Origin of the sequence: Danxiaibacter flavus, from assembly GCF_041060425.1 — a bacterium.
GTDB classification, from domain to species: Bacteria; Bacteroidota; Bacteroidia; order Chitinophagales; family Chitinophagaceae; genus Danxiaibacter; species Danxiaibacter flavus.
On record NZ_JAULBC010000004.1, the window covers coordinates 262,525 to 278,664 of the forward strand.

Below are 16,140 nucleotides of genomic sequence, written 5' to 3' on the forward strand. Positions count from 1 at the left end.
TATTTGTTGTTTTGGCCGGACAAATAATCCGCACCGGTTAGCTTCGAAAGTTGTAAATTACCTTAGGTGAATATCTCTATTCACCTAAAAGCGCGAATAAACGTGCAAAGTAACTAATTTTACAAGCTCATTTATTTATTCCGCATGCGGCGGAATGGAAATAGGAAAAAATTAAGTTATGGAGGAAGGTAAAAGACAACGGCAGGTGGCCGGCGTAATTCAACAGGAAATGAACGAAATATTCAGACGACTGGGGCTAAACATGATTGATGGAGGTATGGTTTCCATTTCTTCCGTAAAAGTTACACCAGATCTTTTGGAAGCAAGAATATACCTGAGCTTATTCCAGGTTGCCGACGCAAAGACAACCATGAAAAAAATTGAGGATAGAGCCTGGGAGATCAAAAAAGAACTTTCCGAAAGAGTTAAGCATCAGCTGCGAAGAATTCCCGTTATACATTATTTTCAGGATGATACGCTTGACCATGTATTTAAAATGGAAGAGCTGTTTAAAAAGATACACGAGGAAAAGCAGAAGCCATCATCTGATGAAGCAGATAAGGCTGAATAGTGCATAGATTAACCGATCAAAGCTGAAAATAGATCCATGAAACTTCTGTTTGCCTGGCGTTATTTTAAATCACGGAAGAGTACCAACGCAATCAACATTATTGCCTGGATAAGTGTGCTGGCAATAGCTGTCGGTACCGCTGCACTTATCATCGTGCTTAGTGTTTTCAATGGTTTTGAGGATCTTGTTAAAAGCCTTTATGGTGATTTTTATTCTGACATTAAAATAACTCCCGCTAAAGGAAAATTTATTCAGCTTTCTCCATCTCAGATATTAAGCGTTAAAAAAGTAAATGGTGTGAGGGGCCTTAGTCTTGTAGTTGAAGAGAAAGCCATGCTGGTAAATGGAGACTGTAACTCCATTGTTTTTCTAAAAGGCGTTGACGAAAACTATGACAAGGTAAACGGCATTTCGTCCCAATCACATATTATTCGTGGTGACTATCACCTCGGAGTAGTGGATACTCCGGCACTGGTGCTTGGTGTTGGCATTGAAAATGCAGTTTGTGTTGATCCTGCATTCAGAGGCTCAGAACTTACGATCTATTTACCTAACAGGAAAGCGAGCAACTTTAACAGCCTTGATGCCATGAACGCTTACAATGTTAGTGTGGCAGGCACTTTTATGGTACAGCAGGAGTTTGACAACAAATATGCATTTACCAACCTTTCATTTGTTCAGAACATGCTCAATCTCCCTGCTGATGAATATAGCGGCATTGAGGTAGCTGTTTCAAACCAGGAACAGGTGGACCAGATAAAACAGCAACTGCAAAAAACATTGGGCGACAAGTTTATTGTACAAACACGCTACGAGCAAAACCAGAGTTTGTATAGCATTATGCAGGTAGAAAAATGGGTCATTTATGGTATTCTTTCATTAATACTTGTAGTGGCAGCATTCAACATGATTGGTGCGCTAACAATGCTGGTATTGGAAAAACAAAAAGATATTGCTGTATTAAAAGCAATGGGAGCAACCAGCAACCTGGTTCAGAAGATTTTTTTAAACGAAGGATTACTGCTGGCAGCCATTGGTGGTATTGCAGGAATGATTGTCGCTATTATTATATGCTTTCTACAACTAAAATTTCACCTGGTTAAGTTACAGGGCGGCACATTTATAGTTGACTACTACCCGGTAAAAATGTATCCTTTCGATTTTGTACTTGTAAGTATCACGGTTTTGCTTGTTGCCGTTCTTGCGGCATGGATCCCTTCAAAAAAAGCAAGCACGCGCGAGTTCTCGCTAAAAAGTTAAGATCTTTTTTTCTGAATGGTACATCACCATTTCTCAAACTACATTCCTTTCCATTTCAGAAATAAAAAAGCCGGCATTGCCGGCAATTTTATCAAAAACTACAACAATATTTTAGTGTGTGGAATACAAGCAAGCATCCACGGTGCATTTTAATAGTCGCCTAAAGTCTCTGGTAATTGACCAAGGGCTTTAGATAATTGTTCGTCATTTGGAGCAACACCGTGCCATTCGTGGTGGCCTTCCATAAAGTCAACACCTTTACCCATTACAGTTTTCATCAGGATACATATAGGTTGTCCCTGTCCTGTTAATGATTTTGCTTTGTCCATGGTAGCAATTACATCGTCCATATCATTGCCATCCATTTCAATTACGTTCCATTTAAACGCCTCAAATTTGGCTCTCAGATCACCAAGATCCATAACCTTAGCCGTCGGACCGTCAATTTGCTGACCGTTCCAGTCAATAGTAGCAATCAGGTTGTCTACTTTTTGGTGACCTGCAAACATGATCGCTTCCCAATTCTGTCCTTCATCAAGCTCACCGTCTCCGTGAAGCGAAAATACCAGGTGATTATCTTTATTCAACTTTTTGGCAAGTGCAGCGCCCACAGCCACGCTCATACCCTGACCAAGTGAGCCGCTGGCGATTCTGATACCGGGAAGATGTTCGTGTGTTGCAGGATGCCCTTGTAAACGGGAGTTAAGTTTACGGAAAGTTGCAAGTTCTTTCACTTCAAAGTATCCGCTTCTTGCAAGCGTTGAATAATATACGGGTGAAATATGACCGTTGGATAAAAAGAAAAGGTCTTCGCCTATGCCATCCATCTTAAAATCAGGATCGTGGTGCATCACCTTAAAATATAAGGCCGTAAAAAAGTCTGTGCATCCAAGAGAACCACCCGGATGACCGCTTTGAACAGCATGTACCATTCTTACAATGTCTCTTCTAATTTGCGTAGCAATGTCCTTTAGTTGTGCAACATCTGGCATAAGCATTTAAATTTTAGGCTCACAAAGCTAAGGTAAACGTTATAGAATTCATTCTTTTTAGCAGATTTAAAAAATTGAAATCATGGCTTAAATATTGCACATACATGTATTTTTTTTACACTACGTCTTAATTAACTTTTGTCAATTAAATAAGTTGGATTACTTTTACGCCCAAGATTGACATAGCTTTTAACATAAGTGTATTAACACAAAACCAATTGAGAATGACACAAATTGTCTTAGGTTGCGTATTGTCATTTGTTGTTACGTTTTTTCTTATGCCAATCGTAATAAGGATAGCTCATATAAAAAACTTATATGACCTGCCGGATAAAAGGAAAGCTCATACCAACCCTACCTCTTCGCTTGGAGGCGTCGCAATTTTTGCCGGGATAGTTATCAGCCTCCTTCTTACGATGAACTTTGCTGACAACAACACCGCATTTCAGTCATACGCCGCTTGTTTCTTTATTATTTTTATCCTTGGGGTAATAGATGATATAGTTATTATATCTGCGTGGAAAAAGGTGGTAACCCAGCTCCTTATAAGTGTAGTATTGTCTTTTAAGGCCGGCCTGCTCATTGATAACCTGCATGGTTTTATGGGCATTGACAACCTTGACGTTGTTTCTAGTCATTTATTCACGTTCTTCACAGTGATCGTTATCATAAATGCCTTTAATCTTATTGATGGTATTGACGGATTAGCGGGTTCCCTGGGCGTGTTTTCGTCAATAGCGTTCGGTATTTTTTATCTTATTAATAAAGATTATTCTTATGCATTGCTGGCTTTCAGCGTAGCAAGCAGTTTCCTTGGCTTTCTCATGTATAACTTTCCTCCGGCAAAAATATTCATGGGCGATTGCGGCTCATTATTGCTGGGGTTGATCATGAGTGTAATGGCAATTCACTTTATACAAACTGCGCCTTCTGCACCGGTATTGCCAATTACTGCCTCCCCGGCAATTGCATTTGGAGTATTGCTGGTTCCTTTAATGGACGCTTTGCGTGTATTTATTATCCGTGTATCGAAAGGACTATCTCCTTTTGCGCCAGATAGAAATCACCTGCACCATTTACTAATTGATAAAGGTTTTACTCACAAAAAAGTAACGCTTACCATACTTGGGATTAGCGTTCTTTCAACCGTTATAGTATTTTTTGCACAACTTTCACTTGGTACAACAGCTATTATTAGCAGCCTGGTATTGACTTTCTTTGTCAGTGTGTACCTGTTGAAACGTTATGTCTATGGTAAACGTCGTCTTCTGCACATCGTAAATGAAGCAGACAACGAAGATGACAACGTAAGGGTTGTTCCTATTTTTAATCCCGCAGACAAAGTTGTTACGAAGGAAGAATAGAGTGTGGTGTATTTGCGTTTTTAGTTTATGGCATATTTGATTAGATTTGCCGCCGCTAAACTTTTAATTTATGTCTGAAGAATTGGATCTTATCATGGATGATGTTAACTCTTCCATGAAAAAAGCAATAGATCACCTGGAAGTAGAATTAACTAAGATAAGAGCCGGCAAAGCATCTCCTGCCATGTTAAACGGCATCAATGTAGACTATTACGGTTCGCCCACACCTATAAGCAATGTCGCCAATGTAACCATACTGGATGCAAAAACCGTTAGCATTCAACCGTGGGAAAAAAATATGCTTGCTCCTATTGAAAGAGCAATTATGCAGGCCAACATTGGTATTACTCCTCAAAATGATGGTGTTCAAATTCGCCTGTTTCTTCCTCCTTTAACTGAGGAAAGAAGGAAAGAGCTGTTCAAAAAAGCCAGCGGTGAAGGCGAAAACAGCAAAGTAGCCATCCGCAACCTTAGAAGGGATGCCATGGAGCAAATTAAAAAGCTGCAGAAAGACGGTTTGAGCGAAGATGCGGCAAAAGATGCTGAAAAAGATATTCAGGACCTGACAGATAAATTCATCAGTCTTGTTGATAAACATCTGGCAGCAAAAGAAAAAGAAATGATGTCGATCTAAAATATTGACCAAAGAATAGAAACGAGTGGGTTTTACTCACTCGTTTTTTATTTGCCGTAAATGTCAATCCGTATTACATAGATTTTTCTTCTTTAAGAATCTGAAAACGATTATATTAGTATAGTTGTTTCGAAACAGAGCTTTGTGAGGAGAACGCTATTTCGCTCCTCAGTAAAACCAGCGGCATGGCAAAAATCAGGTTGAAAGACATTAGCACGACTGCTCCATTAAAAACAGATAAGGAAAAAACTAAGGCAGCTACAGAAAAAATTCTCAGCGAGCTTGACGAACTTCAAAACCTTTTGTACGCAGAATCCAAACATTCCGTTCTGGTGGTTATACAAGCGATGGATGCAGGAGGAAAGGACGGCGCTGTTCGTCATGTTTTTGGCAGACTCAATCCTCAGGGTGTCCTGGTTAAATCTTTTAAAGTGCCTACGGCAGAGGAACTGGCTCATGATTTTTTATGGCGCATCCACCAACATACGCCGGCAAAAGGAATGATCCAGGTGTTTAACCGTAGTCACTACGAGGATATCCTGGTTACAAGAGTTCACAAAATGATCGATGACAAAACTGCAAAGAAGAGAATAAACGCAATTAATCAATTTGAGCAGTTACTTGTTGAGCATAATAACACAAGGATACTCAAGTTTTATTTACATGTTTCGAAAGAAGAACAGACAAAACGATTGGAGGAAAGAATCAACGACCGGACAAAACAATGGAAATATAACGAGAATGATCTTCATGAGGCGCAGTTATGGAAGGATTATATGAAAATGTATGAAGATTGTTTTAACCTGTGTAATGATGTTCCCTGGATCATCGTACCGGCGGACCATAGCTGGTACAAAGAATACGTCATAGCTAAAACTTTGCGTGATGAACTTAAGGGGCTGAAGATGCGTTACCCGGGATTAAAAAAGGCCTAAGCCGACAAGCACAAAACGTTTTTTGCAACCTAAAAAAAGACAATATGGGATTTTTTAAAGAATTCAAAGAGTTTGCAGTTAAAGGCAATGTAATGGACCTTGCCGTGGGTGTTATCATTGGTGGTGCATTCGGAAAAATTGTATCATCTCTTGTTGATAATATCCTTATGCCAGTGATTGGACTTGTTACTGGCGGCGTGAATTTTACTGACAAATTTATCTTACTAAACGACAGTAAGGGTACCGGTTTCCCTTCTCTTGCAAAAGCAAAGGAAGCGGGAGCTCCGGTTTTTGCCTATGGCGCTTTTTTGCAAAACGTGCTTGATTTTATCATCGTAGCATTCTGTGTATTCCTTCTTGTGAAATTTATGAATACAATCAACAGGAAAAAAGAAGAACCGGCACCTGCGGGCCCAAGCAGCACAGATCAACTGCTTATGGAAATCAGAGATGAGCTGAAGAAAAAAGCTTAATTATCACTCCTGATTTACAAAGACTTAGTAAGTTATCAACCTGTTTCACTGAGTTTTCCATACCTATGGTACTCAAACGAGTATTTACGGGTAATGCGATACTTTTGTGTATCATGATGAATGTTCTTCATGATCTTGTTTTACCATTAAATGTGATATTTTGCAAATTCCCGGCTACCAGATAAAATTACCCCAGTTTGAAGGCCCTTTCGATCTTCTGTTGTTCTTTATTGAAAGGGACGAACTGGATATCTATAATATTCCTATCAACAAAATAACGCAGGACTTCCTCTCGTACATACACGATCAGGAAAAGCTGAACATTGAGCTGAGCAGCGAATTCATTCTTTTCATTTCCACGCTCATGCGCATCAAGGCAAAAATGTTGTTGCCGCGCAAAGAGATCGATGCCAATGGTGTAGAGATAGATCCGCGCCAGGAACTGGTAGATAAAATTCTTGAATACAAAAAATTCAAGGAAGCCTCCGTTCAAATGGCTGAAATGGAAGCTATTCGCATGTTGATGGTAAAACGCGGTAATTTGGAAAAAGATTTATCGCAAATTGGAGAAGATTCATCTGAAGGAACTGAAATACAAAATATTACCCTTTTTAAATTGATGAAAACTTTTGAAAAGGTAATGCAACGCGTTCAGGTTAGAAATAATAAACCTGTTCATACCGTTGTTCGCTATAACTACACGATGGAGGAAAGCCGCGAACAAATGTTGCACGTTGTTCAGAAAGAGAAAAATGTTTCATTCGCAAAGATTTTTGACCATTGCAACGACAGGATCCAGGCAATCTTTCTTTTCCTTTCCATGCTTGAGCTAATACAGCTTAAATTTATGACCATACTGGTTGGTGAAGGCCGCAATAATTTCATTGTAGAATGGAACAGCGACAGAGAAGAAGACGCTGCCAATATTGATTTCAACAAGGCCTTCGGAGATAATAATGATGAAGTAAATCCTTCATTGAATTAGTATTTTTTGACAGTTCCGCATATCATTGATATCTGACGATACGATGTACAATAAAAAAGCCGCGAGAATTTCACGGCTTTTTTATTACGATTTTTGATATTCCTTTTCAGGGGCTTTTACTGTTACCGGATGATATTTCTTCTTCTTCTTTTTACCCCACCAGATTATTACTCCCGTAACTGGCAAACTGGCTGCAATAAGGCTTGCAAAAAATGCCATCACTTTTCCTGGTAAACCAAGAATTGCTCCCACGTGAACATCATAGTTCATACGTAATACTTTGTCTCCCAGCTTTGCATCCTTAAACCGGCTGTAGATATGCCTTACTGGTATTTCTTTTAAAGTATACTGATCAAAATAGCGATAATCTGATTTCCAATATGTCGAGGCATCGGGATTAGCAACAGCCTCTATCGCTACAGAATCATTTTCAGGATAGTGTACTTCTATCAGTTGAGCATTGCTATGCTCTTTCTTCATTATTTGCCAGATCCTGTCAACGGCAGGCCCTGAACTGCTAAATGAGGCAGGTTTGGGAGCAGAAAAAGTTTCTTCATACAATATCAGTTTTTTGCCGCCGGACAAAGTATAATACATCGATTTTGAGACCCATTGAAAACCCCACACTAGCCCCGTAATAACAATAAAAATAATCACCCATGTTACATAAAACCCGAGTACGTTGTGCACGTCGTAATTCACGCGGCGCCATTTTGCGCTCCATTTGATAGAGAACCGTTGTTTTCGTGCCGCACTGTTTTGGGGCCACCATAAGATGATCCCTGTTACCAGCATTATAAAAAAAATCAATGTAGCGCTTGCCACAATCGGTTGTCCGATGGTTGGTGGAAGCCATAAGTAATAGTGTCCCATGATTACAACACGGAAAAAATCACGGTTCATATTTTTTATCTTCAACACCTCACCACTGTACGGATTGATGAAGACAATGTAATAATATTCAGGATCTGCATTATAAAACGAAGCCTGTATGGCTTTCTTTCCACCTTCATAAGTAACACTATGCAATGACTTTCCCGGCAATGCTGTAGTTGCAATCTCCTTCACTTTTGATGGTGATACCATTGGCCGTTCTTCTTCCTGCACAAACCTGTATGACTGCGTTACGTTTTCAATTTCACGTTCAAAAGCAAGCATGCAACCTGTAATACCAAGAAATAATACGATCAGCCCGGAAGCGAGTCCCAGCCATAAGTGAGCAATAAGAACAAACTTTTTCAAAGTCATATTATGATTTAATCGAATTTCCGTTTTGAATTAGTTTCTGCCGGCAGACGGCATGATGGAATGCCATCTTTCTAATGGCTGCAAAATTGTTCGTCCTTATTTACAACCATTGTTAGAATAGGGAAATGATATTACGAGAAGAGGAAACATTAAAGCAGAATGCGTTATTTCCACTAACTACTGTTCGCAAAATGGCATCAAAACAAAAGGGAGAAACAACGTAAATTCGCAATCGCCTTCAACTGAATCGTGACTATGACAATACAAGACAAGTTGCAACAATTAATTGAAACACTGGATGGGGAATTATATGTTGACGACACCATGCGCATTTTATATTCCACAGACGCTTCTGCATACCGCGAAAAGCCACTGGCTGTGGCAATTCCGAAAAGTACTGACGATTTAAAGAAGCTTATTGCTTTTGCACGTCAAGAAAAAACATCTCTTATTCCCCGTACTGCAGGAACTTCTCTTGCCGGCCAGGTTGTAGGCGATGGGATTATAGTAGATGTTTCGAAACATTTCACACAAATACTTGAATTAAATACCGAAGAAAATTGGGTAAGGGTTCAGCCAGGTGTTATACGCGATGAGCTGAATATGTTCCTGAAACCACACGGGCTTTTGTTCGGCCCGGAAACATCCACTGCCAACCGGGCAATGATAGGAGGCATGGTGGGAAACAACTCGTGCGGCTCTAACTCTGTTGTTTACAGAAGTACACGCGAGCACCTGCTCGAAGTAAAAGCATTGTTAAGCGATGGATCCGAAGCTGAATTTAAAGCCTTGTCATTAGACGACTTCCATGCAAAGTGCGAAGGTGATTCGCTCGAAGCTAACATTTATAAAAAAGTTCGTGGTCTGTTAAGCGACTATAATAATCAACAGGAGATCAGAAAAGAATTTCCGAAGCAAAGCATTGAAAGAAGAAACACCGGCTATGCAGTAGATGTTTTGCTGGAAAGCGCGCCTTTTACTGCAGGTCAACCTGATTTTAACTTTTGCCAGCTAATCGCAGGCTCAGAAGGCACATTGGCTTTTCTTACGGAAATAAAACTTAACGTAGTACCCTTGCCGCCCAAAGAAACCGGCTTGCTTTGCGTTCATTTTAATTCGATAGACGAATCTTTAAGAGCTAATCTTATTGCGCTGAAATACGCCCCAACGGCGAGCGAGTTAATAGATCATTATATTCTTGAATGCACCAAAGACAATATTGAACAAAGCAAGAACCGTTTTTTTGTGAAGGGTGACCCTGGTGCAATACTTGTTATTGAATTCAAAAAAGAAACAAGAGAAGAAATTACCGCCATCGCCCAACAGGTGCAGCATGAAATGGAGCAGGCTGGATTAGGTTACCATTTTCCTTTGCTGTTTGGCGATGACACCAAGAAAATATGGACCTTGCGCAAAGCAGGTCTCGGATTGCTGAGCAATCTTCCCGGCGACGAAAAGGCCGTACCCGTTATTGAAGATACTGCAGTAGATGTAAATGATCTTCCGGACTTTATTCGTGATTTCAATGAAATACTCAAACAGCATAATCTGTATTCAGTTCACTATGCGCATGCAGGATCAGGAGAAATCCATCTTCGCCCGATTATCAACCTGAAAACAGAAGATGGTAACAGATTGTTCCGCACAATTGCTGAAGAGATTGCAACATTGGTTAAGAAATATCACGGATCATTAAGCGGAGAACATGGTGATGGCAGATTGCGTGGCGAGTTTATCAAACAAATGGTCGGCGAAAAGAATTACCAGTTGCTGCGCGAAATAAAATATACCTGGGACCCCAACAATATATTCAATCCAAATAAGATCGTAGACACGCCGTCTATGAACAGTATGCTGCGTTATACACCCGGACAAAAAACGCCTGCATTCAAAACTGTCTTCCGTTATCACGATCAGGATGTGCTGCAGCATGCAGAGCAATGTAACGGATCCGGTGATTGTCGTAAAACACATTTGTCCGGTGGTACTATGTGTCCTTCATTTATGGCAACACGAAATGAAAAGGATACTACAAGGGCAAGAGCAAATATCTTAAGAGAGTTTTTAACCAACTCATCCAAGATCAATCGCTTTGACCACAAAGAGATTTACGATGTAATGGACCTTTGCCTGAGTTGCAAAGGCTGTAAATCAGAATGTCCCTCAAATGTTGACGTCGCTAAATTAAAAGCAGAGTTTCTTCAACAATACTATGATGCTAACGGCGTGCCTTTTAGAAGCAGGTTGATAGCCAACTTTACAAAATCTGCAAAACTGGGGGCCATAGCTCCTGGTTTGTACAATTTTGCGATGACCAATAAAGGCATCAGTAATCTTATTAAAAAGACTTCAGGTTTTGCGCCTGAACGCTCAATGCCTCTTTTGTACAGGACAACACTTGAAAAGTGGTTTGCAAAACACACTAAACAGCAACCGCAGCAAGGCAAACAGGTATACTTGTTTTGCGATGAGTTTACCAATTATAACGATGCTGAAATAGGCATGAAAGCCATTCAGCTTTTAGAAAAACTCGGATATAATGTTGTTATTCCACAACACGAAGAAAGTGGCAGATCCTGGCTTTCCAAAGGTTTGTTACGCGAAGCAAAAAAAATAGCCAACAGAAATATTGCCTTACTAAAGAACATTGTTACAGCAGAAACTCCGCTAATAGGAATTGAACCTTCTGCTATTTTAACTTTCAGGGACGAATATATTGACCTGGCTGATGACGATCAGTTTGAAGCGGCAAAGGCGTTGTCTAAAAACGTTTATACGATAGATGAATTTATTGCTAAAGAAATAGACAAGGGCGCTATTGATAAAAGTAAATTCACCAGGGAAAAACGAAGCATTAAGCTCCACGGCCACTGTCAGCAAAAATCACTTTCATCTGTTGCATCATCTGTTAAACTGCTTTCTGTTCCTGAAAATTATTCTGTGGATACAATCCCATCAGGTTGTTGCGGCATGGCGGGTTCGTTTGGCTATGAAAAAGAGCATTACGAACTTTCAATGAAAATTGGAGAGCTTGTATTATTGCCCACTGTACGCAAGCAGCCTGAAGATGTAATTATTGCTGCACCCGGAACAAGTTGCCGGCATCAGATAAAAGATGGTACCGGCAGAAAAGCCAAACATCCGGTAGAAATATTATACGAAGCCTTGGTATAAACAACACGCGGGTTAGTTACATACAGAACTAACCCGCACTTTTTTTATTGCTTTGCTAACTCTACCCGCTGTTAACATATCTACATTAGTATCTGTCCAATCAAATTGTTATCAGCGTTATCTCTACAAAATTTGATTTAAAATTTTAACATTTGGCTCACTTTTTGGAGCTGCTCTTCTGTTCTGATCAATTCGATACCGTTTCCCCCTACAGATAACATTTTGATAATTCGTACAAGATACGAACGACGCGTTATTGCATTTTTGCAAAGCCTGTAAGGGAGCGTATTGACCTGTAACTAAACAATTCAAATTTTTATTTCAACCGTATGTGTGTTCCGCTATTTTCGAACAACAATAATTCAGGCAAGCAGCTATCCCCTTATATTTCATTTCTATCAAACCGTGCTCATTCCTTCCAATATTCCATGAAACCCGTACACTTACCCGTGACAACATTATTTAATCTTTCTCACTTCGTTCAATCACCGTTCAATAATTACACCTGTTTTTGCACAACAAAAAATTCCTTCCGGGTGTATAATAATTATTCATCTTCAAAAATTCAGACAAAGTATGAAAAGAACTATGTTTCACGTTAACAAGCGTCTTTACGCTGCCCTTCTGGTTTCTCTATCCCTCTTTCTTATCACATCCTGTCAAAAGAGCGGCTTAAAAGACCAGCAGAGCAACAATACAAGTGTGGCTGCTACAGATGAAATTAGTGAAGCTGATGCCACTGCCAGCGCCAACGCCTATGCCAGTCAGGCTTTGCAGGATTATAAAGCTCAAAAAGCTGATATACAAAAAACAATTCAGGCTGCTCTTGCTATGTCTACCGACGCGAAAGCAAATAAGAATACCATATTTATTTTAACCAAAAAGCTTCCGTTCTTTAAATCACTTGCTGCTGCAATACAGGTTACAGGCCTTGGCAAAGCAGCTAATGATGATTCAGCTCATCTCACTTTCTTTGCTCCTAACGATGAAGCATTTGCGAAGCTGCCTGAGCCATTCAATACACCAGAGAACATCCTGGCAATAAAGGATCCCACTCAACTGGATTGGTTAAGAACCACATTACAATACCACGCTGTAAAAGGTGAAATCTCTTTTGATCAGATTCCTCAAAAAAGAAGCAGTCTTAAAACTGTTAAAGCAAAGAAAAGAGATTGGGACAATACAATCTATTTATCCTGGTTCCAGGATATGGTTCAGATCAACGGTACAGCTCAAATCATCATGCCGGATGTATGGGCTACTAATGGAATCATCCAGGTGGTTGACAATGTTTTGATGTATCCTACTCAAAGCGTTGGAGAATATCTTGAGTCAAATCCGAACTTCAAAGTACTCACTGCAGCACTTGTTAAAACCAACCTGCTTGACTCTGCAAAACATGGCAACTTTACCATTTTTGCGCCAACGGACGAAGGTTTCAGAAAATCTCCCAAACCTTATAACAGTGTAGATCAGATAAATGCTATCACTAAACCAAATGTTGTTTATGATCTGTCAAACCTCGTCAAATACCACATATTAGCAGGGCACTATTTTGGCTGGGACCTCGGCTTCTTCTATGCTAAAACAACCTTGTCAAAAAGCGATGTAAACAAGATTATTACTGCCACAGGTGTACCTGTGGGATTTGTAAAAGGAATGGGTAATGTTGGATATGCTAAAATATGGCCGGGCAATATTGTTTGCACCAACGGGGTTATTCATATTATTCCTGCATTGCTTAGAAGAACTCCTGATAAGAAATAATTGCCGGGTCAAACTATAAGTTCAGAAGATATTTAAAAATATTTGGGAAGGACGAATAAATGAAATTTTCTTCTGATTTGTGACATGTGATAAGCGTAAAATAAAAAAGCATTTAAAGCCACTGACAGCATTCGACGTCGGTGGCTTTATTTTTTTGTAATATGCAGGTATGCCTGTAACGATTTTACGTAGTCTTCGAATGCCCTGACTCCCTTAGGTGTTATTTTACAGGTTGTATTCGGATAATTGTCTTTGAACTCTTTGATCACCTCAATATACCCCGCATCTTTAAGCTTTTGAATTTGCACACTAAGATTTCCTGCTGTGGCATTTGTTTGCTCTTTTATGAATGTGAATTCCGCCTCTTTTACACTTATAAGCAAACTCATTGTGGCCAGCCTGAGTTGTGAATGCAATATGGGATCCAGATCTTTAAACATTCGCTTTCTGTTTAAGATATTTTTTACGCAAAATCAACCCCGGTATCAACCAGCACGCAATTGCTGCAATGCAGGAAAATATCATATCATATTTTGTAGTGGTAAAGCACGATGCAACAAACAGGACATAAGTAATAATGGCACCAGTTATCATGGGTCTGTAGTTCCTTATCCTTCCCATAATAATTGTAGGGAAAGCATAGATCAATATGTAAATAGATGTGATGCTCAGCGTGAATGGCTCAAGCACTTCATCTGGCCTGGACTGATCCAGATAATGCTTTGTCAATTGCCATCCTTCATTCTGGATGATATGTTGAAAGGCAGACGGCACAATGCTTTCATAAATTATCAATCCGCAAATAGTAAATGCGTACGTGGACCATACAACATTTATCGCGTATCCATCGTATCCAACAACTTTCCTTCTTCTGTTTTCCCTCATAGTAATAAACACCTGGGGAATAACTGCAAACAAAATGATCAGCCATATATTGAAGCCGATGCTGAAGTTGAACTCCAGCTGCAGATAAGTAACCATTGCGGCAACAGACACGCAAGATCCCCACAGAAGCATGCTTGTTCCACTATCATGAAAACTGTTCTTTGCCTTGTTGATCATTCCTGTTATCAACTGAAGGCTTTCTTCACCGGTAAGCAGTTTTTCTTCTTCCATATAAGGTCTTTAAAATGCTTTGTGCGAATATTAAATTGTTTGAGGATCTTTTCCCGAAACAAATTTTCTTATAAAAAATATAATGATGAACGTTCCAATTAATGCAGGCGCAAGCCATAATATCCACCCTTGGTTTACATGCACGTTTACTACCAGAAAAGCGGTATAGGCTGCAACGAGCGCACCAACCATTCGTATGATATGATTGTAAAGCCACACTTGTTTTATTGCCTTTTTGCCTGCGATAAGCCCCAGGTCGGCCAATGAGAACCAGAGACATAACACTCCGAATACGGAAGGTACCAACCCAAATAAATTTCCTTTAAGAATACCCTTTATGGCAAGTAGGCAGAGAAATAATCCAAACGTCAGACCGAATATAAGTACCGCATAATCCACCCAGCTGAATCCAATATTGTCGCTGATTTGCTTGCGTTTTAATATAATCATTCGATAACCCGAAGAAGCCATATACAACGTAAATCCGGCAATTGCAAAAAGAAATACATTTTCGTGGCCGGGCATGTTGGTAATAATTAATGAAGAGGCGGAAGCGATGAACATTCCGTAGAAAAAAAGCCTGCCGGCAAGCAAATGCCATTTGCGTCCTTTAAGTGCACTTGCGGCAATAGTTCCTGCCAGCAAGCCCAACGAGCCCCCGGCAATGTGCAAAATAAGAAGTGTTTGAAATAATTGCATTTTACTGACTACACTATTTAAAAACCGAAAATAAACCTCAGTTCACTACCACACGCAACTTAATATCCACAAAAGAGGTGTCAGGTGTCAGGTGTGAGGTATCAGGTATTAGATACCAGGAGTGGTATGCAACAAGCCAGCGGTCGCTGAACCTATCTTTAACCTTTAACCTCATGCCTCATACCACAGGCCTTATACCTCATGCTTCATACCTCACGCCTTTGCCTCACACCTTACACCGATACCTGATACCTCATACCTCATACCTCACACCTGATTCTAAGATTACTTACACTTCTCAAGCATGTCCTCAGTTTGTTTTTGTCCCCAATGCGGGTACAACGGCTTAGGTTGCTCAGCCTTGAATAGCTGTTCAGCTTTTTCAAACACAGGCTTTGCAACATCCTTTCCTCCGCCAAATTGCTGCGGCCTGTTAAACAAACTCATACCCTGCAAATAATACAATCTAGGATTGTTTGGATCCAGTTTCATTCCCGCCTGTAAAGCAGACGATGCCTGTTGTCCATATGTCTGCCAACGCTCTTGCGGGTTAACCAGCATCTGTTGTGTTGCCGACATATTTCTGATGGTGTATAACTCTGCGTTCTTTTCAATTGCCTCTGCCTTATCTAATAAAGCCGCTATCTTTTCAGCATTCTTGTCTTTATCAACAGCAGGATCTGCCCATCCCGAATTTGTTAGCGCAAGCGCAGCATAGTAATATGGCAACCACTGTGTTTTTTCCGCATCGCCAATTCTTTCAAAGGCATTAGATACAGTTGTAAGATCCTGGGTTGTTTTAGCAGAATCAAGCATAGCGAGCGATTTTTGCATCGCGGCTGTAAACTTATCGCTCTGGGCATAAGTTGAAAGAAATGTCGCGACCATCGTTACAGTGAGCATGAGTGATTTCATATATCTG

The 16,140-nt window shown here is 40.1% G+C and carries 15 protein-coding genes; 9 read left to right on the top strand and 6 right to left on the bottom strand.

The annotated features are described in order from the left end of the window. The first annotated feature begins 178 nt into the window (after nt 1-178). Together rbfA and QTN47_RS13815 are read left to right on the top strand one after the other, a co-directional pair. Complete coding sequence (gene rbfA / locus QTN47_RS13810) at nt 179-571, top strand: 30S ribosome-binding factor RbfA (protein WP_369329977.1); 393 nt, start codon at nt 179-181, stop codon at nt 569-571. Between the two features lie 36 nt (nt 572-607). Beyond that, nucleotides 608-1,831, top strand: coding sequence for an FtsX-like permease family protein (locus QTN47_RS13815; RefSeq protein WP_369329978.1), 1,224 nt, complete (start codon nt 608-610; stop codon nt 1,829-1,831). A 149-nt stretch (nt 1,832-1,980) separates the two neighbouring features. Here the strand turns inward: QTN47_RS13815 and QTN47_RS13820 are convergent, their stop codons facing one another. Next, nucleotides 1,981-2,823, bottom strand: coding sequence for a transketolase (locus QTN47_RS13820; RefSeq protein ID WP_369329979.1), 843 nt, complete (start codon nt 2,821-2,823; stop codon nt 1,981-1,983). A gap of 224 nt (nt 2,824-3,047) precedes the next feature. Here QTN47_RS13820 and QTN47_RS13825 point away from each other — a divergent pair, with 224 nt between their 5' ends. The 5 genes from QTN47_RS13825 to QTN47_RS13845 all read left to right on the top strand — a co-directional run bounded on the left by QTN47_RS13825 (nt 3,048) and on the right by QTN47_RS13845 (nt 7,214). Further along, the gene (locus QTN47_RS13825; protein WP_369329980.1) at nt 3,048-4,187 is read left to right on the top strand and encodes a glycosyltransferase family 4 protein; all 1,140 of its coding nucleotides are present in this window, start codon (nt 3,048-3,050) and stop codon (nt 4,185-4,187) included. Nucleotides 4,188-4,257: 70 nt separating this feature from the next. Beyond that, a complete protein-coding gene (gene frr, locus QTN47_RS13830; RefSeq protein ID WP_369329981.1) occupies nt 4,258-4,821 on the top strand; it encodes a ribosome recycling factor in 564 nt (187 codons plus the stop codon). Between the two features lie 185 nt (nt 4,822-5,006). Then, nucleotides 5,007-5,756 carry a PPK2 family polyphosphate kinase gene (locus tag QTN47_RS13835; RefSeq protein ID WP_369329982.1) on the top strand — a complete coding sequence of 250 codons (750 nt, stop codon included), beginning with the start codon at nt 5,007-5,009 and terminating at the stop codon, nt 5,754-5,756. A gap of 44 nt (nt 5,757-5,800) precedes the next feature. After that, a complete protein-coding gene (gene mscL / locus QTN47_RS13840; RefSeq protein WP_369329983.1) occupies nt 5,801-6,229 on the top strand; it encodes a large conductance mechanosensitive channel protein MscL in 429 nt (142 codons plus the stop codon). Nucleotides 6,230-6,389: 160 nt separating this feature from the next. Next, nucleotides 6,390-7,214 (top strand): segregation and condensation protein A, encoded by an 825-nt coding sequence (locus QTN47_RS13845; RefSeq protein WP_369329984.1) that lies wholly within the window; start codon nt 6,390-6,392, stop codon nt 7,212-7,214. Between the two features lie 84 nt (nt 7,215-7,298). Here the strand turns inward: QTN47_RS13845 and QTN47_RS13850 are convergent, their stop codons facing one another. Next, nucleotides 7,299-8,462, bottom strand: a complete 1,164-nt coding sequence (locus tag QTN47_RS13850; RefSeq protein ID WP_369329985.1) for a PepSY-associated TM helix domain-containing protein — start codon at nt 8,460-8,462, stop codon at nt 7,299-7,301. Nucleotides 8,463-8,717: 255 nt separating this feature from the next. Between QTN47_RS13850 and QTN47_RS13855 the strand changes: the two genes are divergently transcribed. After that, nucleotides 8,718-11,636 carry an FAD-binding and (Fe-S)-binding domain-containing protein gene (locus QTN47_RS13855; protein ID WP_369329986.1) on the top strand — a complete coding sequence of 973 codons (2,919 nt, stop codon included), beginning with the start codon at nt 8,718-8,720 and terminating at the stop codon, nt 11,634-11,636. A 576-nt stretch (nt 11,637-12,212) separates the two neighbouring features. Next, complete coding sequence (locus QTN47_RS13860; RefSeq protein WP_369329987.1) at nt 12,213-13,403, top strand: fasciclin domain-containing protein; 1,191 nt, start codon at nt 12,213-12,215, stop codon at nt 13,401-13,403. A gap of 146 nt (nt 13,404-13,549) precedes the next feature. Here the strand turns inward: QTN47_RS13860 and QTN47_RS13865 are convergent, their stop codons facing one another. The 4 genes from QTN47_RS13865 to QTN47_RS13880 all read right to left on the bottom strand — a co-directional run bounded on the left by QTN47_RS13865 (nt 13,550) and on the right by QTN47_RS13880 (nt 16,133). After that, entirely contained in the window at nt 13,550-13,843 is a 294-nt protein-coding gene (locus QTN47_RS13865; RefSeq protein ID WP_369329988.1) for a winged helix-turn-helix domain-containing protein, read from the bottom strand. Then, nucleotides 13,836-14,519 carry a hypothetical protein gene (locus tag QTN47_RS13870; protein ID WP_369329989.1) on the bottom strand — a complete coding sequence of 228 codons (684 nt, stop codon included), beginning with the start codon at nt 14,517-14,519 and terminating at the stop codon, nt 13,836-13,838. Before QTN47_RS13870 ends, QTN47_RS13865 begins: the two co-directional genes overlap by 8 nt. 30 nt (nt 14,520-14,549) lie before the next feature. Next, complete coding sequence (locus QTN47_RS13875; protein WP_369329990.1) at nt 14,550-15,218, bottom strand: DUF2306 domain-containing protein; 669 nt, start codon at nt 15,216-15,218, stop codon at nt 14,550-14,552. Nucleotides 15,219-15,503: 285 nt separating this feature from the next. Next, entirely contained in the window at nt 15,504-16,133 is a 630-nt protein-coding gene (locus tag QTN47_RS13880) for a hypothetical protein (protein WP_369329991.1), read from the bottom strand. Nucleotides 16,134-16,140: the final 7 nt, after the last annotated feature.